General features: G+C 71.2%; 23 protein-coding genes. 14 read left to right on the plus strand and 9 right to left on the minus strand.

The genetic code is table 11. The annotated features are described in order from the left end of the window. Positions 1-7: 7 nt before the first annotated feature. Positions 8-901, plus strand: a complete 894-nt coding sequence (locus ACF073_RS17140; RefSeq protein ID WP_392070687.1) for a 4-(cytidine 5'-diphospho)-2-C-methyl-D-erythritol kinase — start codon at positions 8-10, stop codon at positions 899-901. Positions 902-907: 6 nt separating this feature from the next. On the opposite strand, the gene ACF073_RS17145 is transcribed toward ACF073_RS17140, so the two are convergent. Then, positions 908-1,501 (minus strand): Uma2 family endonuclease, encoded by a 594-nt coding sequence (locus ACF073_RS17145; RefSeq protein WP_392070688.1) that lies wholly within the window; start codon positions 1,499-1,501, stop codon positions 908-910. Positions 1,502-1,683: 182 nt separating this feature from the next. Between ACF073_RS17145 and ACF073_RS17150 the strand changes: the two genes are divergently transcribed. The 4 genes from ACF073_RS17150 to ACF073_RS17165 all read left to right on the plus strand — a co-directional run bounded on the left by ACF073_RS17150 (position 1,684) and on the right by ACF073_RS17165 (position 8,434). Next, positions 1,684-3,492 (plus strand): ABC-F family ATP-binding cassette domain-containing protein, encoded by a 1,809-nt coding sequence (locus ACF073_RS17150; RefSeq protein ID WP_392070690.1) that lies wholly within the window; start codon positions 1,684-1,686, stop codon positions 3,490-3,492. 299 nt (positions 3,493-3,791) lie between these two features. Further along, complete coding sequence (locus ACF073_RS17155; protein ID WP_392070691.1) at positions 3,792-5,645, plus strand: PQQ-binding-like beta-propeller repeat protein; 1,854 nt, start codon at positions 3,792-3,794, stop codon at positions 5,643-5,645. Between the two features lie 98 nt (positions 5,646-5,743). Next, positions 5,744-7,561, plus strand: a complete 1,818-nt coding sequence (locus ACF073_RS17160; protein ID WP_392070693.1) for a PQQ-binding-like beta-propeller repeat protein — start codon at positions 5,744-5,746, stop codon at positions 7,559-7,561. Positions 7,562-7,735: 174 nt separating this feature from the next. Next, positions 7,736-8,434 (plus strand): LuxR C-terminal-related transcriptional regulator, encoded by a 699-nt coding sequence (locus ACF073_RS17165; RefSeq protein ID WP_392070695.1) that lies wholly within the window; start codon positions 7,736-7,738, stop codon positions 8,432-8,434. A gap of 172 nt (positions 8,435-8,606) precedes the next feature. Here ACF073_RS17165 and ACF073_RS17170 read toward each other — a convergent pair whose 3' ends face one another. After that, the gene (locus ACF073_RS17170; protein ID WP_392070697.1) at positions 8,607-8,942 is read right to left on the minus strand and encodes a hypothetical protein; all 336 of its coding nucleotides are present in this window, start codon (positions 8,940-8,942) and stop codon (positions 8,607-8,609) included. A 21-nt stretch (positions 8,943-8,963) separates the two neighbouring features. Beyond that, positions 8,964-10,655: a sodium:solute symporter family protein gene (locus ACF073_RS17175; RefSeq protein ID WP_392070699.1), complete on the minus strand. Its 1,692-nt coding sequence runs from the start codon at positions 10,653-10,655 to the stop codon at positions 8,964-8,966. Positions 10,656-10,863: 208 nt separating this feature from the next. Between ACF073_RS17175 and galT the strand changes: the two genes are divergently transcribed. The 7 genes from galT to ACF073_RS17210 all read left to right on the plus strand — a co-directional run bounded on the left by galT (position 10,864) and on the right by ACF073_RS17210 (position 16,460). Beyond that, positions 10,864-11,958, plus strand: coding sequence for a galactose-1-phosphate uridylyltransferase (gene galT, locus ACF073_RS17180; protein WP_392070700.1), 1,095 nt, complete (start codon positions 10,864-10,866; stop codon positions 11,956-11,958). Continuing rightward, a complete protein-coding gene (gene galE, locus ACF073_RS17185) occupies positions 11,955-12,917 on the plus strand; it encodes a UDP-glucose 4-epimerase GalE (RefSeq protein WP_392070701.1) in 963 nt (320 codons plus the stop codon). Before galT ends, galE begins: the two co-directional genes overlap by 4 nt. After that, on the plus strand, positions 12,917-14,080 hold the full coding sequence (gene galK, locus ACF073_RS17190) for a galactokinase (protein WP_392070702.1): 1,164 nt from the start codon (positions 12,917-12,919) through the stop codon (positions 14,078-14,080). Before galE ends, galK begins: the two co-directional genes overlap by 1 nt. Positions 14,081-14,466: 386 nt before the next feature. Next, a complete protein-coding gene (locus tag ACF073_RS17195; RefSeq protein WP_392070703.1) occupies positions 14,467-15,126 on the plus strand; it encodes a hypothetical protein in 660 nt (219 codons plus the stop codon). A 112-nt stretch (positions 15,127-15,238) separates the two neighbouring features. Continuing rightward, on the plus strand, positions 15,239-15,370 hold the full coding sequence (locus tag ACF073_RS17200; protein WP_392070705.1) for a hypothetical protein: 132 nt from the start codon (positions 15,239-15,241) through the stop codon (positions 15,368-15,370). 50 nt (positions 15,371-15,420) lie between these two features. Beyond that, positions 15,421-16,026 (plus strand): hypothetical protein, encoded by a 606-nt coding sequence (locus tag ACF073_RS17205; protein WP_392070706.1) that lies wholly within the window; start codon positions 15,421-15,423, stop codon positions 16,024-16,026. Continuing rightward, on the plus strand, positions 16,026-16,460 hold the full coding sequence (locus tag ACF073_RS17210; protein ID WP_392070708.1) for a hypothetical protein: 435 nt from the start codon (positions 16,026-16,028) through the stop codon (positions 16,458-16,460). The genes ACF073_RS17205 and ACF073_RS17210 overlap by 1 nt, the downstream gene beginning before the upstream one ends. 7 nt (positions 16,461-16,467) lie before the next feature. Here the strand turns inward: ACF073_RS17210 and ACF073_RS17215 are convergent, their stop codons facing one another. Next, positions 16,468-16,911 (minus strand): GNAT family N-acetyltransferase, encoded by a 444-nt coding sequence (locus ACF073_RS17215; protein ID WP_392070710.1) that lies wholly within the window; start codon positions 16,909-16,911, stop codon positions 16,468-16,470. A 298-nt stretch (positions 16,912-17,209) separates the two neighbouring features. Here ACF073_RS17215 and ACF073_RS17220 point away from each other — a divergent pair, with 298 nt between their 5' ends. After that, on the plus strand, positions 17,210-17,977 hold the full coding sequence (locus tag ACF073_RS17220; RefSeq protein ID WP_392070712.1) for a LuxR C-terminal-related transcriptional regulator: 768 nt from the start codon (positions 17,210-17,212) through the stop codon (positions 17,975-17,977). Here the strand turns inward: ACF073_RS17220 and tamR are convergent. Then, a complete protein-coding gene (gene tamR / locus ACF073_RS17225; RefSeq protein ID WP_392070714.1) occupies positions 17,936-18,433 on the minus strand; it encodes a MarR family transcriptional regulator TamR in 498 nt (165 codons plus the stop codon). The two genes, ACF073_RS17220 and tamR, sit on opposite strands and share 42 nt — an antisense overlap. Before the next feature lie 89 nt (positions 18,434-18,522). On the opposite strand from tamR, the gene ACF073_RS17230 reads away from it, so the two are divergent. After that, on the plus strand, positions 18,523-19,335 hold the full coding sequence (locus ACF073_RS17230; RefSeq protein ID WP_392070716.1) for a trans-aconitate 2-methyltransferase: 813 nt from the start codon (positions 18,523-18,525) through the stop codon (positions 19,333-19,335). A 21-nt stretch (positions 19,336-19,356) separates the two neighbouring features. Here ACF073_RS17230 and ACF073_RS17235 read toward each other — a convergent pair whose 3' ends face one another. The 4 genes from ACF073_RS17235 to ACF073_RS17250 are packed head-to-tail and all read right to left on the minus strand — an operon-like array spanning position 19,357 to position 21,598. After that, entirely contained in the window at positions 19,357-19,605 is a 249-nt protein-coding gene (locus ACF073_RS17235; protein ID WP_392070719.1) for a type II toxin-antitoxin system RelE/ParE family toxin, read from the minus strand. Continuing rightward, the gene (locus ACF073_RS17240) at positions 19,602-19,856 is read right to left on the minus strand and encodes a type II toxin-antitoxin system Phd/YefM family antitoxin (protein ID WP_392070721.1); all 255 of its coding nucleotides are present in this window, start codon (positions 19,854-19,856) and stop codon (positions 19,602-19,604) included. The genes ACF073_RS17235 and ACF073_RS17240 overlap by 4 nt, the downstream gene beginning before the upstream one ends. Before the next feature lie 60 nt (positions 19,857-19,916). Beyond that, positions 19,917-20,594, minus strand: a complete 678-nt coding sequence (locus tag ACF073_RS17245; protein ID WP_392070723.1) for a TetR family transcriptional regulator — start codon at positions 20,592-20,594, stop codon at positions 19,917-19,919. Next, positions 20,591-21,598, minus strand: coding sequence for an acyl-CoA desaturase (locus ACF073_RS17250; RefSeq protein ID WP_392070725.1), 1,008 nt, complete (start codon positions 21,596-21,598; stop codon positions 20,591-20,593). The genes ACF073_RS17245 and ACF073_RS17250 overlap by 4 nt, the downstream gene beginning before the upstream one ends. Between the last annotated feature and the right edge of the window lie 74 nt (positions 21,599-21,672).

A 21,672-nucleotide genomic window follows, 5' to 3' on the forward strand; every position in this document is an offset into this window, starting at 1 on the left:
GTCAGCAGTGAGCGTCACGGTCCGCGTCCCCGCCAAGGTCAACGTCCAGCTCGCGGTGGGCGCCGCCCGCCCCGACGGCTTCCACGACCTGGCCAACGTCTTCCTCGCCGTCGGCCTCTACGACGAGGTCACGGTCACCCCGGCCGACGAACTGCGCGTCACCTGCGCGGGCCCGGACGCCGACCAGGTCCCGCTGGACCGCACCAACCTCGCCGCGCGCGCGGCCCTCGCCCTCGCCGGGCGCCGGGGCATCGAACCGGCCGTGCACATCCACATCGCCAAGGACATCCCGGTCGCCGGGGGCATGGCGGGCGGCAGCGCGGACGGCGCGGGCGCGCTGCTCGCCTGCGACGCGCTCTGGGGCACGGGTGCCTCCCGCGCCGAACTCCTCGCGATCTGCGCCGAGCTGGGCAGCGATGTGCCGTTCAGCCTGGTGGGCGGGGCGGCCCTGGGGGTCGGCCGCGGGGAGCGGCTGACCGCCCTGGAGGTCGGCGGCACTTTCCACTGGGTGTTCGCGATGGCCGGGCGCGGGCTGTCGACCCCGGCGGTCTTCCGGGAGTTCGACCGGCTGGCCGAGGGGCGGGAGATCCCCGGGCCGGTGGCCTCGCCCGAGCTGCTGGAGGCCCTCGCCAAGGGCGACCAGGACGCGCTGGCCGCCGCCGTGTCCAACGACCTCCAGCCCGCCGCGCTGTCCCTCTTCCCCGAGCTGGCCGACACGCTGGCGGCCGGACGCGGGGCGGGTGCGCTCGCCGCGCTGGTCTCGGGATCCGGGCCCACGACCGCCTTCCTCACCCGCGACGCCGGCTCGGCGGAGAAGGTGGCCGGCGTCCTGCGGGCCTCCGGCACCTGCCACACGGTACGGACGGCGGCAGCGCCGGTGCCGGGGGCGACGGTTCTCTGACGGGGCTCAGAGCGCGTCGACGGCGGTCAGGTCGATGTCGATGCCGTAGGGGACGCTGATCTTGACCTGGTCGTGGTGGATGCCGGTCAGCGCGTACGTGCCGGTGGCCTCGCCGCGCTCGTACACCTGGACCACGGGATGGTCGTCCTGGCCTCCCATCTCGACCAGCCAGAAGTGCGGGATCCCGGCCGCCGCGTACTTGTGCGGCTTGGAGTCGCGGTCGCGGGACTCGGAGTCCGGCGAGACGACTTCGACGGCGAGCAGGACGTCGGCGGCTCGGTAGTACGTCTGTTCCCGACTCCGGGCGGCTTCCGCGCGCACGATCGAGATGTCCGGCTCCGGACCGTTGCGACGGTCGATGACGACCGTCATCTCACGCCGTACCTTCAGTTCTTTCGGCACCGTGCGCCGCAGCTCACTGACCAGTAGGTCGATGACAACACTATGGAAGTCCCGCTGGGCACTCACGAAAACCAGGCTCCCGTCGATCAGCTCGGTGTGCGGCGGGAGATCCGGCAGCGTGAACAGGTCGTCCACGGTGTATCCGTCCTGGGGCGGCACCGGCCACTGGACACGGTGCTCTGCGGACTCGGCGGTCATGGTTCCTCCCATGGACGGGATCCTGCTGCCTGCCCACCACGGTAGCGGCCTGTTCCCGATCACGTCATCACAAAGAGTGACCGCACCCTCGCGCCCCGCCCCCGTCCCCGCAGGGCCTAGGCTTGAAGGCTGACCCACGCGGCGGAGCCGCACGTCGACCCAGTCCCGCGCACAGGAGTGAAATGGCCGTCAACCTGGTCAATGTCGAGAACGTCAGCAAGGTGTACGGCACCCGTGCCCTGCTGGACGGCGTCTCGCTCGGTGTGTCGGAAGGGGACCGGATCGGGGTCGTCGGGCGCAACGGCGACGGCAAGACCACCCTCATCCGGATGCTCGCCAAGCTGGAGGAGGCCGACACCGGGCGGATCACCCACTCCGGCGGGCTGCGGCTCGGCGTGCTCACCCAGCACGACTCCCTCGACCCCGCCGCCACCGTCCGCCACGAGGTCATCGGCGACATGGCCGACCACGAGTGGGCGGGCAACGCGAAGGTCAGGGACGTGCTGACCGGGCTGTTCGGCGGGCTCGACCTGCCGGGCTTCCCCAAGGGGCTCGACACGGTCATCGGACCGCTGTCCGGCGGCGAGCGGCGCCGCATCGCGCTCGCCAAGCTGCTCATCGAGGAGCAGGACCTGCTCGTCCTCGACGAGCCCACCAACCACCTCGACGTGGAGGGCATCGCCTGGCTCGCCCGGCATCTGCAGAACCGTCGGTCGGCGCTGGTCTGCGTGACCCACGACCGCTGGTTCCTCGACCAGGTGGCCACGCGCATGTGGGACGTGCAGCGCGGCGACGTGTACGAGTACGAGGGCGGCTACTCGGACTACGTCTTCGCGCGCGCGGAGCGTGAGCGGATCGCCGCCACGGAGGAGGCCAAGCGGCAGAACCTGATCCGCAAGGAGCTGGCCTGGCTGCGCCGCGGCGCCCCCGCGCGCACCTCCAAGCCGCGCTTCCGGGTCGAGGCCGCCAACGAGCTGATCGCGGACGTGCCGCCGCCCCGGGACAGCAGCGAGCTGATGAAGTTCGCCTCATCGCGGCTCGGCAAGACCGTCTTCGACCTGGAAGACATCACCGTGCAGGCCGGCCCGAAGGTGCTGCTCAAGCACGTCACCTGGCAGCTCGGCCCGGGCGACCGGATCGGCCTCGTCGGGGTGAACGGCGCCGGCAAGACCTCGCTGCTGCGGGCCATGGCCCAGGCGGCCCGTACGGAGGGCGAGGAGCAGCCGGCGGGCGGCCGTATCGCCGTCGGCAGGACCGTGAAGCTCGCCTACCTCTCCCAGGAGGTCGCCGAACTCGACCCCGCCCTCAGGGTCCTGGAGGCCGTGCAGCAGGTCCGCGAGCGCGTCGACCTCGGCAAGGGGCGCGAGATGACGGCCGGGCAGCTGTGCGAGACGTTCGGCTTCGGCAAGGAGAAGCAGTGGACGCCGGTGGGCGACCTCTCCGGCGGTGAGCGGCGCCGGCTCCAGCTGCTGCGGCTCCTCATGGACGAGCCCAACGTCCTCTTCCTGGACGAGCCCACCAACGACCTCGACATCGAGACCCTCACCCAGCTGGAGGACGTGCTCGACGGCTGGCCCGGCTCGATGGTCGTCATCTCCCACGACCGGTTCTTCGTGGAGCGCACCACGGACCGGGTGTTCGCCCTCCTCGGCGACGGCGCCCTGCGGATGCTGCCGCGCGGCATCGACGAGTACCTGGAGCGGCGCCTGCGGATGGAGGAGGCGGTCGCCGCGCAGACCGCGGCCGCGGCGCCCCGGCCGGCCACCACGGAGAAGAGCGCCGCCGACCAGCGCGCCGCGAAGAAGGAACTCCAGAAGATCGAGCGCCAGTTGGACAAGGTCTCCGAGAAGGAGTCCAAGCTGCACGCCCAGATCGCCGACAACGCCACCGACTTCGCGAAGGTGGCCGAACTGGACGCCCAGCTGCGGGACCTCGCCGGGGAGCGCGACGAGCTGGAGCTGCGCTGGCTTGAGCTGGCGGAGGACGCGTAGCGCTCCACCGCGCGGCCGGGGGCGCGCGCCGCTGTCCGCCGCGGGCGCGAACGGCGTGATCCGGCCGCGTGTTCCGGCCGCGTGCGCTCCCGTTGCGTGTGCGCCGTGAAGGGGGCGTGAAGGCGCGTAACGGCGGCATCACGGGCCGGTTCTCCCTTGGGAACGCTGCGGATCCGGGCCCGTGGGCTGTCGGTGCCGGGTGATAGAAAGTCGGTCTGAGAACTGTCTGAGAACGGCCTTGAGTCCGTCATGAACCTCAGGCGTGGCTAAAAATCAGTGAACGAGGGGGAAGAGCGCTGATGACTCAGCCGCCCAACCAGCCGCCGCAGGGCGGTTTCGGAGCGCCGCAGGACCAGCCGCCGCAGGCGGGTGGTTTCGGTCCCGCGCCCGGAACACCGCCGGCCCAGGGCGGCTTCGGCGCCGCCCCGCAGACACCACCGGCGCACGGCGGTTTCGGCGCTCCCCAGAACCCGCCCGCGCAGGGCGGTTTCGGTGCGCCCCCGCCGCCCGCCGCGCCTCCGCAGCAGCCCCCGCCGCCCGCCGCGCCTCCGCAGCAGCCCCAGCCGGGCTACGGCTACCCGCAGCAGCCGGGCCCGTACGGCGGCGGTACGCCGGGGCCCTACGGCTACCCGCAGCCCCCGCAGCAGCCCGGCCCGTACGGCGCCCCGCAGCCCGGCTACGGCCACCCGCAGCAGCCGTACCCGGGCATGCCCGGCGCCCCCTCGGGCGGCCCGGGCAACCGGAAGAAGACGGCGCTGATCGTCGGCGGCGCGGTGGCCGCGCTGCTCGCCGTCGGCGGCGCGGTCTTCGCGTTCACCGGTGACGGCGGCGGCGGCAAGAAGAAGCCCGTGGCCGAGCAGAGCGACGACCCCAAGCAGTCCGCCAGTGCCAGCGCCTCGCCGACCGCCCCCGCCGGCGGTGCGGACCCGGACCACCTCAACGACGGCCGGGAGTCCGGTGACGCCAAGGTGCTCTGGTACAAGCCGGCGCCCGACGCCCCGGCGTCCGGTGCCGACGCGCCCGGCATGTGGATCAGCGGCGGCACGGCGGTGAAGGCGGCGTACAAGCAGGTCTTCGCCTTCGGCACCGCGGACGGCGGCACGGCCTGGGGGCCGATCACCTTCCCGCAGAAGATCTGCTCGGCCACCCCGCAGAAGTCGGCCGACGACAAGGTCGTCGTGGCGTACATGAACGGCGCCGGCGACCGGGCCAAGTGCAACCAGCTCCAGCAGATCGACCTGCGCACCGGCGAGAAGGGCTGGAGCGGCGAGGTCGCCGACGGCGGGCTCTTCGACAGCGCGCTCAGCGTCGAACTGACGGTGAGCGGCAAGACGCTGATGGTGGGCCGCTCGCAGTCGGGCACGGCGTACGACATCGACAGCGGCAAGAAGCTGTACGACAAGAAGCGCTACGGCGCGGCCTGCTTCCCGGCCGCCTTCGCGGGCGGCACCGACCGGCTGATCCAGGTGGCGTCCTGCGGCGCCGGCACCGGCAGCGAGCACGAGGAGATCCAGGAGCTCGACCCGGCCACCGGCAAGGTGCGCTGGACCCAGCAGGTCAAGAAGGGCTGGGAGGTGAGCCGTACGTACTCGGTCGACCCGCTCGTGGTCTACCTGACCAACCGGGACAAGAAGGCCTGGAACATCTCCACCTTCGGCAAGGACGGCAAGTTCCGCTCCGAGGTCAAGGTGAACGAGAAGTTCGCCCCCCGCTGCGGCTGGGCGGTCCTCGAACGCGAGCTGCAGGGCTGCCAGGGTGTCGCGGTCGACGGCGACACGCTCTACCTGCCCACCGACTCCACCATCAGCGCCAACGAGATCGTCGCGATCAGCCTCTCCGACGGCAAGGCGAAGTGGCGGGTCAAGTCCCCGGGCGACCGCCCGATGGCACCGGTGAAGGTCGACGGCGGCAAGCTCATCGCGTATGTGCAGCCGTCGTACGACACGGGCGGCCAGGTGGTCTCGGTCCCGGTCGCCGGCTCCTCGCACACGACGACCAAGCTGCTGCAGAACCCGCCGGGCGCCGCCGACGTCGAGAACACCTTCTACGACGGGGTCGTCGACTGGTCCGGCGGACGGTTCTTCATCTCCTCGGGCCGGCTGTCCGGTGACGACGACTCGAAGGAGAAGCTCATCATGGCCTTCGGCAACTGAGCCCGGCGCACCGCCCGGTCCCACCCGTCCCCGAGTCCCCGCCGCCGTACGGCCCCGCCGCCGTACGGCGGTCCGAGCGTCCCCGAGGTACCCGCGCCATGACCCAGCCGCCCCCGCCGCCCCCGAACCAGCCGCCGCAGCCTCCCCACCAGCCGCCGGCCCAGCCCCCGGCGCCGCCGAACCAGGCGCCGCAGCCGGGCTACGGCTACCCCCAGGCACCGCCGCCCCCGCCGCCCCAGCCGCAGGCCCCGGCCCCGCAGCCCGGTTACGGCTACCCCGGCGCGCAGCAGAACCCGTACGCCGCGCAGCCGCCGACGTACCCCGCCCAGCAGCCCCCGGGCTACGGCGTCCCGCAGCAGAACCCCTACGCCCAGCCGGGCCAGCCCGCGCCCGCCGCGCCGCAGGGGTACGGCTATCCGGGCCAGGGGCAGCCGCCGACCGTCCCGATGCAGCCCAAGGCGGCCCCGGGCGGCGGTGGCGGGCGGAACAACGCCGTGCTGTTCATCGTCGTCGCCGCGGTCGCCGCCATCGCGCTGATCATCGGCGGCGGCGTCTGGTACGCCAAGTCCTCCGGGAGCGACGGCAAGCAGCACGACACCGCGTCGTCCGGCGGCTCCGGCTCCACGGGCGGCTCCGGCGGCACGACCGGGGGCGGCGGCAAGGAGAAGGCGCCGGCCGACCCGGCCGCCAAGGTGCTCTTCCAGGTGCCGCTGCCCACAGCGGACGACACGGTCGTCACCTCGGGCTCCTGGCTGACGGACACGGTGTACGCCAAGAGCGGCATCGCGGAGATCGTCGGCTACGACCCGGCCAAGGGCACCAAGCTGTGGACGGTCAAGCTGCCGGGGCCGGTCTGCGCGGCCAGCAACAAGGCCACCGACGACGGCCGCACGGCGGTCGCCTTCCAGCCGAAGATGCCCGCGAAGGGCTCTTCCGCCGGCTGCAGCCAGGTCGCGGGGATCGACCTCGAAGCGGGCAAGACCCTGTGGACGAAGTCGATCAAGTCCGGTGACTTCCCGATCACCTTCGAGAATGTGACGGTCGGCCAGCGCACCGTGGCGGTCGGCAGCAGCGACGGCGGTGCCGCGTTCGACATCGACTCCGGCAAGGTGCTGTGGCAGCCGAAGCCGGACGACACCTGCCGCGACGCCGGGTACGGCGGCGGCGCCCGCCTGGTCGCGGTGCGCAAGTGCGGCTCGTACGACGACGTGCGGATGAGCATCCAGACCATCGACCCGAAGAGCGGGAAGGTGATCTCCGAGTACAAGATGCCCGCCGGTGTGGAGTACGCCTCCGTCGTCTCCTCCGACCCGCTGGTGATCGGGGCGGACGTCGGCGACAACGTCAGCGACGGCAGCGGTGTCTCGGACTACTTCTCCGTCGACGGCAAGACCGGCAAGCTCCTCGCCCGCATCCCCGCGCCCGCCGACACCTACGGGGGCCGCTGCGACGGCATCTACCGCGTCGACGGCTGCCGGCTGGTCGTCGCCGGAGCGGGCCGGCTGTACCTGCCGACCGAGTCGCACGACGGCAAGGGCGAGTACACCAAGACCAACGAGGTCGTCTCCTTCGACCTGAAGACCGGCAAGCCGACCGGCCAGCGCGTCGAGGCGGGCGACGGCTACACGCTCGCCCCGCTGCGCATGGACGGCGGCAACCTCCTCGCCTACAAGGCGCCGCCGTACGACAAGGGCGGTCAGATCGTCAGCGTCGCGGGCGCTTCGTCCGCCTCGGCCAAGCTGCTGGAGAACCCGGCCACCCGCACCGTGCACGAGGCGGAGATCGGGCTGCAGCCGGACAGCGCGGAGTTCCTCTTCGGCAAGGGCCGGCTGTTCATGTCGGCCGTGTACGCGCACAAGAGCGGCTCGTCGTTCGGCAAGGAGTACCTGGTGATGGCGTTCGGTACGGACGGCTGACCCGCCGCTCCCGTCCCCGCCGGTCTCGCCCGAATGGGTGACTTGCCGAGAAGTGCCCCGGATTTCATCGATCCGGGGCACTTCTCATCAAGAGGGGCAGCGCGACGTCGAACAAGCGTGTAGCTTCCGGGGGCATGTAGGGCGGGGGTGTTGGGGGGACTGGGGGGTTGGTCTATGGGAGTACGGCTCGTGGTCGTCGACGACCATCGCCTGCTCGCGGAGGCGCTGGCGTCGGCGCTCAAGCTGCGCGGGCATCGGGTGGTGGCCGCGGCGGCACCGGCAGCGGGCGCGGCGGATCTGGTGATCGCACGGGCGCCCGAGGTGTGCCTGCTGGGTACGGCGGCGCCGGCCGAGCCGGGAATCTTCGACCCGGTGGTGAAGATCAAGCGGGAGCGCCCGCAGGTGGCGGTGGTGGTGCTGGGCCCGGTGCCGTCGCCGCGCGGGATCGCGGCGGCCTTCGCCGCGGGCGCGTCGGGGTACGTGCGGCACGACGAGCGGATCGAGGGGGTTGAGCGGGCCATCATGAAGGCCAGGGCCGGGGAGGCGGCGGTGGCCCCGCAGCTGCTCCAGGGCGCCTTCGGCGAATTGCTGAACCCCGCGGCGCAGCCGGACGACGAGGCGCAGCGGCTGCTGGAGATGCTGACGCCGCGTGAGGTCGAGGTGCTGGTCAGAGTGGCCGACGGGGAGGACACGCGGCTGATCGCGGCGGGCATGGGCATCGCGCCGAGCACGGCCCGCACCCATGTGCAGCGGGTGCTGATGAAGCTGGGGGTGGGCTCGCGGCTCGAGGCGGCGGCACTGGCCGCGCGGACGGGACTGCTGGACCGCGCGGATTCCCTGCGGGGCGCCCCCGGCCCGGAACCTCAGCCGTAGCGCGCCCGCGCCGCGGGTGCCGGACAGGACCGCGCGGCAGGTATCCGGTGGGACCGCGCGTCCCCGCGCCTTCAGGGGCGTGGGGACGCGCGGCCGGCCGGGACGGGTGGCGTGGCCGGGGGACGGGCCCGCAGGTCCGCGGTGGGCCCGCGGGGCCGCCCCCGGCCGGCGGTCACTCCTTCTCCCCGGGCACCCCTTCCGCAGGAAGCGGCGGCGGTGTGGGCCGCAGCTTCAGCCAGGCCAGGAAGAAGATGCCGAGGAGCAGCATGCCGATCCCGGTCCAGAGGTTGATGTTGACGCCCTCGGCCTTGTCGATGGCGGCCTGGGAGTCGGTGATGCCGGTGATCGTGACGATGACGCCGTACACCACGAACAGGCCGCCGATGATGCGGCGCAGGTCGAAGATGCGGGCCGCGGTCGCCGACTGGGACTCCAGCTCGGTGACTTCCCGCTGCAGGTCTGCCTCGGTGTAGTGCGGCCGGTGGGGCCGCTCAGGCTGCTCGGTCATGGTTACCTCGATCCTCCCGCGTCAGAACGAGAACGGGATGTAGCAGGCGGCGGCCAGTACGACGGCGCCCCAGCCCAGCAGGGCCGGCTTGCGGTACCACGCGTCGTCGCCCTCGGCGGGCGGTTCGGACATGCCGGGGGACCGGGTGCCGTAGACCAGGCCCTGCAGCTCCGCCACCGGCTTGGGCTTGGTGCACAGCGACACCGCGACCATGACGACGGCGCCGGCGACGAAGCCCGCGATCGCGGAGACGAAGTTGGCGCCCTGGTCGGTGGGGATGGAGATGATGTCCTTCTTGTAGAGGACGAAGTAGTTGACCATCGCCGTGACGGTGCCGGCGAGCAGGCCCCAGAAGCCGGACTTGGCGGACGCGCGCTTCCAGAACATGCCGACGATGAAGACGACGAACATCGGCACGTTGAAGAAGGAGAACAGCGTCTGCAGGTAGCTCATGATGTTCGAGAACGACGACGCGAGGAACGCCGTGCCGACGGAGGCGCAGACACCGATCGCGGTGATCAGGCGGCCGAACCGGACGTAGTAGGCGTCCTCGCGGTCCCGCACCACGTACTTCGCCCAGATGTCGTTGGTGAACACCGTGTTGAAGGACGACACGTTGGCCGCCATGCCCGCCATGAAGGCCGCCAGCAGGCCGGTGACGGCGATGCCGAGGACGCCGTTGGGCAGCAGTTCCTGCATCAGGTAGGGGATGGCGTCGTTGTACTGGAGCCCGGAGCCGGAGGTGCCGATCTTCGGTACGAGCGCGGCGGCGACCAGACCCGGGATCATCACCAGGAAGACGATGAAGATCTTCGGGTAGGCGGCGATCAGCGGGGTGCGCTGGCCGGCGGAGAGGTTCTTCGCGGACAGGGCGCGCTGCACCTCGGCGAAGTTGGTGGTCCAGTAGCCGAAGGAGAGCACGAAACCGAGACCGAGGACGATGGTCAGCCAGTTCGCGCCCAGCGGGTTGGCGTGGCCGATCCCGGTGCCGCCCCAGGCCGAGGTGAAGTCGCCGCCGTGGGTCGCGGTGAGCTTGTCGGTCAGGCCGCCCCAGCCGCCGACCTTCTTCAGGCCGAGGATGGTGATCGGGATGAGGGCGGCCAGGATCACGAAGAACTGCAGCACCTCGTTGTAGATCGCCGAGGACAGGCCGCCGAGCGTGATGTAGGCGAGCACGAAGGCGCCGGCGACGACGATGGCGACCCACTGCGGCCAGCCGAGCAGCGCCTCGACGACGATCGCGAGGGCGTAGAGGTTGACGCCCGCGATGAGGATCGCGGCGAACGCGAACAGGATCGAACTGAGCAGGTGGGCGGCCCGGTCGAAGCGCAGCAGCAGGAACTCGGGGACCGAGCGGACCTTGCTGCCGTAGTAGAAGGGCATCATCACCAGGCCCAGGAAGACCATGGCGGGGATGGCGCCGATCCAGTACCAGTGGACGGTGTAGGCGCCGTACTGGGCGCTGTTCGCGGCCATGCCGAGGATCTCGGTGGCCGCCAGGTTCGCCGAGATGAAGGCGAGGCCGGTGATCCAGGCGGGCAGCGAGCGTCCGGAGAGGAAGAAGTCGAGGCTGGTCTTCACCGAGCGCCGGGCGGCGAGGCCGATGCCGAGCACGACGACGAAGTAGATCGCCAGGATCGTGTAGTCCAGCCAGTTGGTCGGGAGCCGTAGCTCGGCCGCCAGAGGCACGGGGCCGTATGGGGGGGTTTGCATGAAGAACTCGCTTCGTTGCGCGAACTGATCAGAGCGGAACCTACGCCCCCGCGTTCAGTATTTGAACACTTCTGTTGGGGTTCTTTGTTTGATTGTGATCGTCCGAGGTGTTGTGGGGTTGTGGTTTGTTATGTTTGATTGTGTTGAGTGATTGGGTGCGGACACACCTCTCGGATGTGGTCCGGGGTGCTTGAACAAGGAGTCCGGCGTGAAGAAGACCTCGACCCGGCTTGCCGACGGTCGTGAGCTGATCTACTACGACCTTCGGGACGACATCGTGCGGGACGCGGCCGACCGCCGGCCCCTGGAACGCACGGTCACCACGTCCGAGATCCGCCGGGACCCGCTGCTCGGCGACCGCGTCGCCGTCGCCTCGCACCGCCAGGGCCGCACCTACCACCCGCCGGCCGACGAGTGCCCGCTCTGCCCCACGCGCGGCGACCGCCTCAGCGAGATCCCGGACTCCTCGTACGACGTCGTCGTCTTCGAGAACCGGTTCCCGTCCCTGGCCGGCGACTCCGGCCGGTGCGAGGTCGTCTGCTTCACCTCCGACCACGACGCCTCCTTCGCCGACCTCGGCCCGGAACAGGCGCGGCTGGTGCTGGAGGCGTGGACGGACCGCACCTCGGAGCTGTCCCATCTGCCCTCCGTCGAGCAGGTGTTCTGTTTCGAGAACCGTGGCCCCGAGATCGGAGTGACCCTCGGCCACCCGCACGGGCAGATCTACGCCTACCCCTTCACCACCCCGCGCACCGCCCTGATGCTCCGCTCGCTCGCCGCCCACCGGGAGGCCACCGGCGGGGAGAACCTGTTCGACGCCGTCCTGGAACGGGAACTCGCCGGAGAGCGGGTCGTCCTTGAGGGTGAACACTGGGCGGCCTTCGTGCCGTACGCGGCGCACTGGCCCTACGAGGTCCACCTGTACCCGAAGCGCCGCGTGCCCGATCTGCTCGCGCTGGACGAGGCGGCGCGCACAGAATTCCCCCAGGTCTATCTGGAACTCTTGAGGCGCTTCGACCGGATCTTCGACAGGCGGGACGGAGGAGGCGGAGAGGACGACCGGGTGGCTGAGCCTCCGACGCCGTACATCGCGGCCTGGCACCAGGCCCCGTTCGGCACGCTGGACGAGTTCGACGGCGTGGAGCGCGACGACTTCGCCCTCCACCTAGAGCTCTTCACCATCCGCCGCACTTCCGGCAAGCTGAAGTTTCTCGCGGGTTCCGAGTCCGGCATGAGTGTGTTCATCAACGATGTGCCGCCGGAGCGCGCGGCAGAGCGACTGCGAGAGGTAGCGAGTTCATGAAGTACCTGGTGACGGGCGGCGCGGGATACGTCGGCAGTGTGGTGGCCCAGCACCTGCTGGAGGCCGGACATGAGGTCACCGTCCTCGACAACCTCTCCACCGGCTTCCGCGCGGGCGTCCCCGCCGGCGCCGCGTTCGTCGAGGGCGACATCCGCGACGCCGCCAAGTGGCTCGACCACTCCTACGACGGTGTGCTGCACTTCGCCGCGTTCTCGCAGGTCGGCGAGTCGGTGGTGAAGCCGGAGAAGTACTGGGACAACAACGTCGCCGGCAGCATCGCCCTGCTCGCCGCGATGCGCGAGGCCGGCGTCCGCAAGCTGGTCTTCTCCTCCACCGCGGCCGCCTACGGCGAGCCGGAGCAGGTCCCGATCCCGGAGACCGCCCCGACCCGGCCGACCAACCCCTACGGTGCCTCCAAGCTGGCCGTGGACCACATGATCACCAGCGAGGCGCACGCACACGGCCTGGCCGCGGTGTCGCTGCGCTACTTCAACGTGGCCGGCGCGTACGGCGCCCACGGCGAGCGGCACGACCCCGAGTCGCACCTCATCCCGCTGGTCCTCCAGGTCGCCCAGGGCCGCCGCGAGGCGATCTCGGTCTTCGGCGACGACTACCCGACCCCCGACGGCACCTGCGTCCGCGACTACATCCACGTCGCCGACCTGGCCGACGCCCACCTGCTGGCCCTGGCCGCCGCCGCCCCCGGCGAGCACCTGATCTGCAACCTCGGCAACGGCAACGGCTTCTCCGTCCGCCAGGTCATCGAGACCGTCCGCGAGGTCACCGGCCACCCGATCCCCGAGGTGACGGCACCGCGCCGGGGCGGCGACCCCGCCGTCCTGGTCGCCTCCGCCGACACCGCCCGGGAGAAGCTCGGCTGGAACCCGACCCGCGCGGACCTCGCGGGCATCGTCGCGGACGCCTGGCGGTTCGCGCAGAGCATCGCAGAGGAGCACTAGTGGGGGCGGAGCAGGTCACGGAGCGCTTCACGCAGCTGTACGGGGCGCGGCCGGAAGGGGTGTGGGCGGCACCGGGCCGCGTCAACCTCATCGGCGAGCACACCGACTACAACGACGGCTTCGTCATGCCGTTCGCGCTGCCGCACCGGGCGGTCGCGGCGGTCTCCCGGCGCACGGACGGCATCCTGCGCCTGCACTCGGGGGACATCGAGGGCGGCCGCGCGGAGATCACCGAGCTGCGCCTCGACACCCTCGCACCGCAGAGCGACGACGACTGGACGGCGTATCCGGCGGGCGTGGTCTGGGCGCTGCGCGAGGCGGGCCACGAGATCACCGGCGCCGACGTCCATCTCTCCTCCACGGTGCCGACGGGCGCGGGCCTGTCCTCGTCCGCCGCCCTGGAGGTCGTGATCGCCCTGGCCCTCGACGAGCTGTACGGGCTCGGCCTCCAGCGCTGGAAGCTGGCCCGCCTGTGCCAGCGCGCCGAGAACGTCTACGTCGGCGCCCCGACCGGCATCATGGACCAGACCGCCTCCGCCTGCTGCGAGCAGGGCCACGCGCTCTTCCTGGACACCCGTGACCTGTCCCAGCGGCAGATCCCCTTCGACCTCGCGGCCGAGGGCCTGCGCCTGCTGGTCGTGGACACCCAGGTCAAGCACGCCCACAGCGGCGGCGAGTACGGCAAGCGCCGGGCCGGCTGCGAGAAGGGCGCGGCCCTGCTCGGCGTCGACGCCCTGCGGGACGTCCCCTACGCCGGACTGGACGCGGCCCTCGCCCGCCTCGGCGACGACGAGGAGGTCGTCCGCCTGGTCCGCCACGTGGTGACGGAGAACCACCGGGTGGAACGCGTCGTCTCCCTCCTCCGCTCCGGCGAGACCCGCGCGATCGGCCCCGTCCTCACCGAGGGCCACGCCTCGCTGCGCGACGACTTCCGCATCTCCTGCCCGGAACTGGACCTGGTCGTCGACACCGCCCTGGCGAACGGCGCCCTCGGCGCCCGCATGACCGGCGGCGGCTTCGGCGGCTCGGCGATCGTCCTGGCGGAGTCCACGGAGACGGACACCCTCACCAAGGCCGTCGAGGAGTCCTTCACCGCGTCCGGCTTCACGGTCCCCCGCGTCTTCGAGGCCGTCCCCTCCACCGGGGCCACCCGCCTGACCTGACCTCCCGGCCCCCGCCCACCCCGCCGGCCCGTCCGCACACCACGCGGACGGGCGGCCGGCATCCCCCCACCCGCCGCAACTACACGCCGCTTAGGCCGCCTTGAGCCCCACCGGTACCGTGAGGACCGACAACACGGCACCCGACGAGGCACCAGGACACGGGGAGGTCCGCTTTGGCATGGGCGGAGTGGGAGGAGCTGAAGGCCACCGCGGCCGACCAGCACTCCACCAAGACAGCCAGCAGACGCAGGCCTCGGTCGCTGATGCCCTGCAACGGCACCGTGTGGAGCTGCCCGAGGACGGTACGAGCGACACCGTCCGCCGGGCCGTCAACGGAGGCTGGGACGACGCCAGTGAATTCTTGAGCAACTCGAAGGAGTGTCCGCGTGGGTGACCGGTCCGGCAGCGGAAGACGCGGGGTAGGAGAGTACAGCGCGAAAAAGCTCGTCGCCTGCGTGGTCGGCCTTCTTCTCGTCGGCACGGGCGCCTGGTTCGCCCTCACCACGGGGCTCGATCGGCTGCCATCCAAAGTGTGCGACGGCGCCGTGGAGCGCGATCTGGTGATCCGGACGCTGCCGCGTACACGGACGGCGGAGGAAGGGTCCGAGCGTCGGCGCGAGGGTGTGGACCTCCGCTTCTCCTGTCACGTGTACACGAGCGCGGACTCGATCCTCTCAGGTGTGGCGCGAGTGGACGACGCCTCCCCGCAGGCCTGGCTCAGCCACTACGGCGGTTCCCCCGCCCGCCGCACGGTCCGCGTGTCCTCGGACGGGATCGAGGCCCTGGCAGAGGTCGACGGTGACGGCGGCAGCTCCTCGGTCTACGTCCCCTGCGACCCACGCGGTGTCCGGGCAGGCGATGCCGACCGGACCTACGCCGTCGTCGCCGAGGCCCAAGTGGTGGGAAAGGCCAGGGTCTCCGGTACGGCACTGGGCCAAGCCCTGACCGACTTCGCCTACCGGCTGACCGAGCACGCCTACGAGCTCGCGGGGTGCGAGAAGCCCCGTGACTTCCCCGACGAACTGCCCCGGTACGCAAGTGGCTGATGGACGTGGACGCGATACGGTCCCGGTTCGACGGGCGGGGGCTGGTGGAGATCCGGGGCACCTTGCCGACCCGTCTCAGTCCCAGCAGATGCACGACGCCCAGGACAACGGGTTGTGCACGAGCGTCGCTCGGCACCATGTGGACCTGCCCAAGGACGGTACCAACGATCTCATGGGCGATGCCGTGAACGAGGGCTGGGACGCCAGTAGCGAGTACCTGAGCAACACCAAGGAGCGTCCGTAGTGGAGAAGCCCCGCAGCAGCCGATTGCTTTCCTCCTGGGGTACCTGGAGGGTGATCCTTCTCTTCTTCACAGCACTCGCGGTCTTCTGCGGCGCCGGATGGGCCTTTCTGAACAAGGGGCTCTATCTGCTTCCGGACAAGATGTGCGAAGGCACGATCGAGCGTGACACGGTCAAGGACGTGCTGCCGAACGCGCGATCGGCCGAGAGCGGCTCCGACCGTCAGGGAGCGGGAGACCGTCTGCGAGTCTGGTGTCACGTCACCACCAGCAACGATTCACTGCTCTCCGGGCAGGCACGGGTCGAGCCCGTCTCCCGCGGTACCTGGCTGAAGAGCTACCAGGAGTCGGGGGAGACGCAGGTGGTGCGCGTCTCCGCGGGTGGGATCGACGCACTGGCCCGGCTGGATACGGACGCGGGAACTTCCTCGGTGTACGTGCCCTGCTCCCCGCCCGATGTCCCCTCCTACAACGCCTCCCGGCCATACGCGGTCGTCAGTGAGGCATGGGTCCACGGACCTGCCAGGGCCGAAGGGGCGCCGTTGCGTCAAACCCTGACCGACTTCGCCTACCGGCTGACCGAGCACGCCTACGAGCTCGCGGGGTGCGAGAAGCCCCGTGACTTCCCCGATGAACTGCCCCGGTACGGGAGTGGCTGATGGACGTGGACGCGATACGGTCCCGGTTCGACGGGCGGGGGATGGTGGCGATCCGGGTCGGGGTGTCCTCGACGGGGCTGGCCGGGAAGGTCGCGTACGCGCTCGGATACGAGCTGATCACCGCGGAGCAGGCCCGCGGTACCGGTCTCGTGGGGCTCGTCTTCCGGCGTGATGACGATCCGCGGGCCCGTCGCCGGGCCGAGCGGACCATCGAGCGGCTGCGGGCGGGCGGTCCCGTCCTGGCGCCCGGTGAACCGCCGCCGCCCCCGCCGCCGCCTCCGGGCCCGCCCCCGCCGCTGACCCCCCGGCAGCCGGCGCCGCGCCCCCGGCGGTCGATGGAGCCGCAGCCGCCCCCGCCGGTGGGGCCGGTGCGGCCCCGGGTGCCCCCTCGGCCGCCCTGTCCGCCGCCGCCACCGCCGCCGCCGGTGGTGTGAGGGGGCGTCAGCCCAGCCGCTTCGTCAGCGTGTACTCCGTGATGCCCGGCGGGTAGTCGGGGATGACGCAGGCCACCTCGTAGCCCTGTTTGCGGTAGAAGTCCGGGGCCTGGAAGTCCCAGGTCTCCACGCGGGACGCCGTGCAGCCGCGGCCGGTCGTGGCGATGTGCTCGGCCCGGGCGAGGAGGCGCGCGCCGAGGCCCGTGCCGCGGTGGGCGGCGTCGACCCACAGGTAGGTGACGTGCAGCCAGGTCGTCCAGGTGTGGCCGACCAGGCCGCCCGCCAGGTCGCCGGCGGCGTCCAGCGCCCAGACGTGGAGCGGGTACTCGCGCTCGGCGGGTGTGCCGCGCAGGGCCGCCAGTACCGGGGATGCCGCCGTGTTGGTGTCCCGCAGCCGTGAGCGGAGCAGATCACGTCGGTCTCTGTCGACTTCCGCCTCAATACGAAACATGCGGCACACCATAAACGTGTCGGACGGCCAGTTCTGCAAATCCCCTTCCGCTGCGTGCTCGCATCCGTACTCTGTGGAACAGTACCGGTGGGGGCCGGTGCCGCTCAGGGGGCGAGACAGGCGGGTACGGCGCTCGCGGTGGGGGTAGCAGTTTCCGCAACGGCGGCGGCCGTGCGGCGTGCGTCCTTGTCCGCGGGTGTCGTGCCCGCGCAGGTCGTCGTTCTCCGGACCTTTTTCCGCGCTTTTTCCGGACCTTGGGTATCCCCTGCTCCACGCGGAGCCTGGGGAAGGGGGTTTCGTGGTTCGCATCCGAGTCCTGGTCGTCGACGACCACCGCATCTTCGCCGAGTCGCTCGCGGCCGCCCTCGCGGCCGAGCCCGACGTCGACGTCTTCGCCGCCGGCAGCGGCCCGGCCGCGCTGCGCTGCCTGGAGCGCGCGGCCGGCGAGGGCCGTCGCTACGACGTCCTCCTGGTCGACGCCGACCTCGGCGGCCATCTGCCCGGCGCCCGCCCGGCCGTACCGGTGCGGGAGGCCAACGAGGAGGGCCTGGTCGACGGGATCTCGCTGGTCGCCGGCGTCCGCACCGCCCAGCCCGCCGTGCGGATCGTCGTCCTCGCGGAGAAGGACGATCCGCGCCGCGCGGCGCTCGCGCTGCAGGCCGGCGCCTCCGGCTGGGTCGCCAAGGACTGCTCGCTGTCCCGGCTGCTGACGGTGATACGCGGCGTGCTGCGCGACGAGACCCATCTGCCGCCCGCACTGCTCACCGGCGTGCTGAAGGAGCTGACGGCCGCCCGCCGGCACCGCACCGAGAGCGAGCGGCTGGTGGAGTCCCTCACCCCGCGCGAGCGGGAGGTGCTGCGCTGCATGGTCGCGGGGCTCGGCCGCAAGGCCGTCGCCGAGCGGCTGTTCCTCTCCCCGCACACCGTCCGCACCCATATGCAGAACGTCCTCGGCAAACTGGGCGTCCACTCCACGCTGGCCGCCGTCGCGCTGGCCCGGCGGGCCGGGGTGGGCCCGGCGGACCTAACCGGGGATGTTGTCGAACGGGGCGGTCAGCTGGCGTAGCAGCCCGGCCAGTTCCCCGCGCTGGGCGCGGGACAGCTCGCCGAGGATCGCCCGCTCCTGGTCCAGCAGACCCGCCAGCGCCTGGTCCGCGCGGTCCCGGCCCTCGTCGGTCAGCCGGACCAGCACGCCCCGCCGGTCGCTGGGGTCGGGCAGCCGCTCCACCAGGCCCTTCTTCGCCAGCCGGTCGATCCGGTTGGTCATCGTGCCCGACGTGACCAGGGTCTGCGTCAGCAGCTGACCGGGCGAGAGCTGGTACGGCGTGCCCGCGCGCCGCAGCGCGGTCAGCACATCGAACTCCCAGGGCTCCAGCTGGTGCTCCGCGAAGGCGAGCCGGCGGGCGCGGTCCAGGTGCCGGGCGAGCCGGCTCACCCGGCTCAGTACTTCCAGCGGCTCCACGTCGAGGTCCGGACGCTCCCGGCGCCACGCTGCGACCAGCCGATCGACCTCGTCCTCCATGGAGATCAGTGTAGTGGTTGTGTCGACGTGAAGTCTCTTGATGTCGAGCTTCTTGACATCGAGAGAAAGCGGGGAGGAGAGTGGCCGGCATGACGAAACCCACCTGGGACCCCGCTCAGTACCTCCGCCACGCCGGACACCGGGCCCGGCCCTTCGCCGACCTCCTCGCCCGGATCCCCGAGCCGCCCGGCGGCCGGCCCCGCATCGCCGACCTCGGCTGCGGCCCCGGCAATGTCACCGCCCTGCTCGCCGACCGCTGGCCCGCGGCCCGCATCACCGGGTACGACAACTCGACCGAGATGCTCGACAAGGCCCACGTCGACCACGAAGGGCCCACGGCCGGGGGCGGCCGGCTCGACTTCGCCCACGCCGACGTCCGGACCTGGACGCCCGAGGAGCCGTACGACCTGATCGTCTCCAACGCCACCCTCCAGTGGGTGCCCGGCCACGCCGACCGGTTCGCCGACTGGATCGCCGCCCTGCGGCCCGGCGGCACCCTCGCCTTCCAGGTCCCGGACAACATCGACGCCCCGCTGCACGCCCTGATGCGCGACCTCGCCGCCGGCCCCCGCTGGCGGACCCGCCTCGGCGGCGTCCTGCGCCGCACGGACTCCGTGCCCGCCCCGGCCGCCTACCTGGACCGCCTCACCCGGCTCGGCTGCGCGGCCGACATCTGGCAGACGACGTACTTCCATGTCCTGACCGGCGAGGACCCGGTGCTCGACTGGGTGAAGGGCACCGGCCTGCGGCCCGCCCTGACCGCACTCGCCGACGACCCCGAGGCGCGGGACCAGTTCCTCGCCGAGTACCGGGACCTGCTGCGCACGGCCTACCCGGGCGAGCCCTACGGCACGGTCCTGCCGTTCCGCAGGCTGTTCGCGGTGGCCGTGAAGGAGGAGTGAGGTCGCGGGGCGGGTGGATCGTCAGGCGGTCCGCCCGAGGTGGGTGACGAGGATGCGGATGACCGCTGCGTCGATGATGTACAGAACCCGGTAAGCGCCGACGCGCAGGCGACGGATGTCCGGACCGTACGCCGCCGATGCCATCGGCCTCGGGTCATGAGCCAGCTCGTCGATCGCGTCCAGGACCTTGGCAAGCCCTGCCGGGTCGTCCTCCAGGAATCGCGCCGCCGTATCGAGGGCGTGCGGTTCGAAGATGATTTCGTAGGTCACGGCTTTTCGAGCCCCAGCCGCCTGCGCACCTCCGCCATGGGGATGCCCTCGCCCAGTGCCCCCTCTGCTTTGCGCAGCTGATAGTCGGCGACGGCCAGTGCGTCTTCGAGATCCTCTATCACCTGCGGCGAGACGAGGAGCGCGGCGACGTGCCCGTGATCGGTGAGCGCGATGGTCTCGCGGCCATGAGCCGCACGGCGGACCAGGTCGCCGAGCTGGGACCGGGCTGCGCTGATCGCGATCTGAGTCATGCCCGAATGGTGTCACAAGATGCATCTAGCGACTACTAGGTTCACCCATCTTGATGGCGCTCAGCTCTTCCGGTGCCCTATCAGCCTCGGCTTCTGCTCCAGGCCGTCCAGGCCGTGCCACGCCAGATTCACCAGATGGGCCGCCACCTCCGCCTTCTTCGGGCGGCGCACGTCCAGCCACCACTGGCCGGTCAGCGCGACCATGCCCACCAGGGCCTGGGCGTAGAGCGGAGCGAGCTTGGAGTCGAAGCCGCGCGACTTGAACTCACGGCCCAGGATGTCCTCGACCTGGGTGGCGATGTCCGAGATCAGCGAGGCGAAGGAGCCCGTCGACTGCGGGATGGGGGAGTCCCGGACCAGGATGCGGAAACCGTCCGTGTACTCCTCGATGTAGTCGAGCAGGGCGAACGCGGCCTGCTCGCACAGCTCGCGGGGGTGGCCGGCGGTCAGCGAGCCGGTCACCATGTCCAGCAGCCGCCGCATCTCGCGGTCCACCACCACCGCGTACAGCCCCTCCTTGCCGCCGAAGTGCTCGTACACCACCGGCTTGGACACCCCGGCCTTCGCCGCGATCTCCTCCACCGACGTGCCCTCGAAACCCTTGGCCGCGAAGAGGGTGCGACCGATCTCCAGCAACTGCTGGCGGCGCTCGGCACCGGTCATCCGGGTCCGGCGCGTCCGCCGCTGCTTGTCGTTGCCTGAAGTGCTGCTGGAGTCGGTCGCCACGGCGTCAATCATGCCGCCTCGGCGGTCTCCCCCCCGCGCCGGGAGCCGCCTTCCCCGGTGTCACGGCGGGAATCGATACGGGAGCGTGACGGCCAGCGCACGTCGTACGCCCAGCCGAGCATCTCGAACCAGCGGATGAACCGGGCCGAGGAGTCGACCTGGCCGCGCATCACACCGTGCCGCGCCGAGGTCGGGTCGGCGTGGTGCAGGTTGTGCCAGGACTCGCCGCAGGACAGGACCGCAAGCCACCAGACGTTGCCCGAGCGGTCCCGCGACTTGAACGGCCGCTTGCCCACCGCGTGGCAGATCGAGTTGATCGACCATGTCACATGGTGCAACAGCGCCACTCGAACGAGTGATCCCCAGAAGAACGCGGTGAAAGCGCCCCACCAGGACATCGTCACCAGACCGCCGATCAGCGGGGGCAGGGCCAGCGAGAGGGCCGTCCAGAAGACGAACTGACGGGAGACCGCGCGGATCGCCGGGTCCTTGATCAGATCCGGCGCGTACTTCTCCTGCGGCGTCTGCTCCTCGTCGAACATCCAGCCGATGTGCGCCCACCACAGGCCCTTCATCAGCGCGGGCAGCGTGTCGCCGAACCGCCACGGGGAGTGCGGGTCGCCCTCCGCGTCGGAGAACTTGTGGTGCTTGCGGTGATCGGCGACCCAGCGGACCAGGGGGCCCTCGACCGCCATCGAGCCCATGACCGCCAAGGCGATCCTGAGCGGCCGCTTGGCCTTGAACGAACCGTGGGTGAAGTACCGGTGGAAACCGATCGTGATGCCGTGGCATCCCAGGAAGTAGAAGAACACCAGCAGGCCCACATCGAGCCAGCTCACCCCCCAGCCCCATGCCAGCGGCACCGCCGCCACCAGTGCCAGGAACGGCACGATGATGAAGAACAGCAGCGTGATCTGCTCGATCGAGCGCTTCCGCTCACCGCCCAGCGTGGCGGAGGAGAAGTCCGTGTCCGTGGCTTTGGGGGTCTCGTCGATCACATCGGAACCTGACGTCATTGCGCGTCCCCTGTGGGGTGTCGAGGGTCGAGGCGGTTGCCGGGCCACCGGGACCGAGCGGGACTCGACGGTCC

The organism is Streptomyces sp. NPDC015171, from assembly GCF_043079545.1.
In the GTDB taxonomy this organism is placed as follows: domain Bacteria; phylum Actinomycetota; class Actinomycetes; order Streptomycetales; family Streptomycetaceae; genus Streptomyces.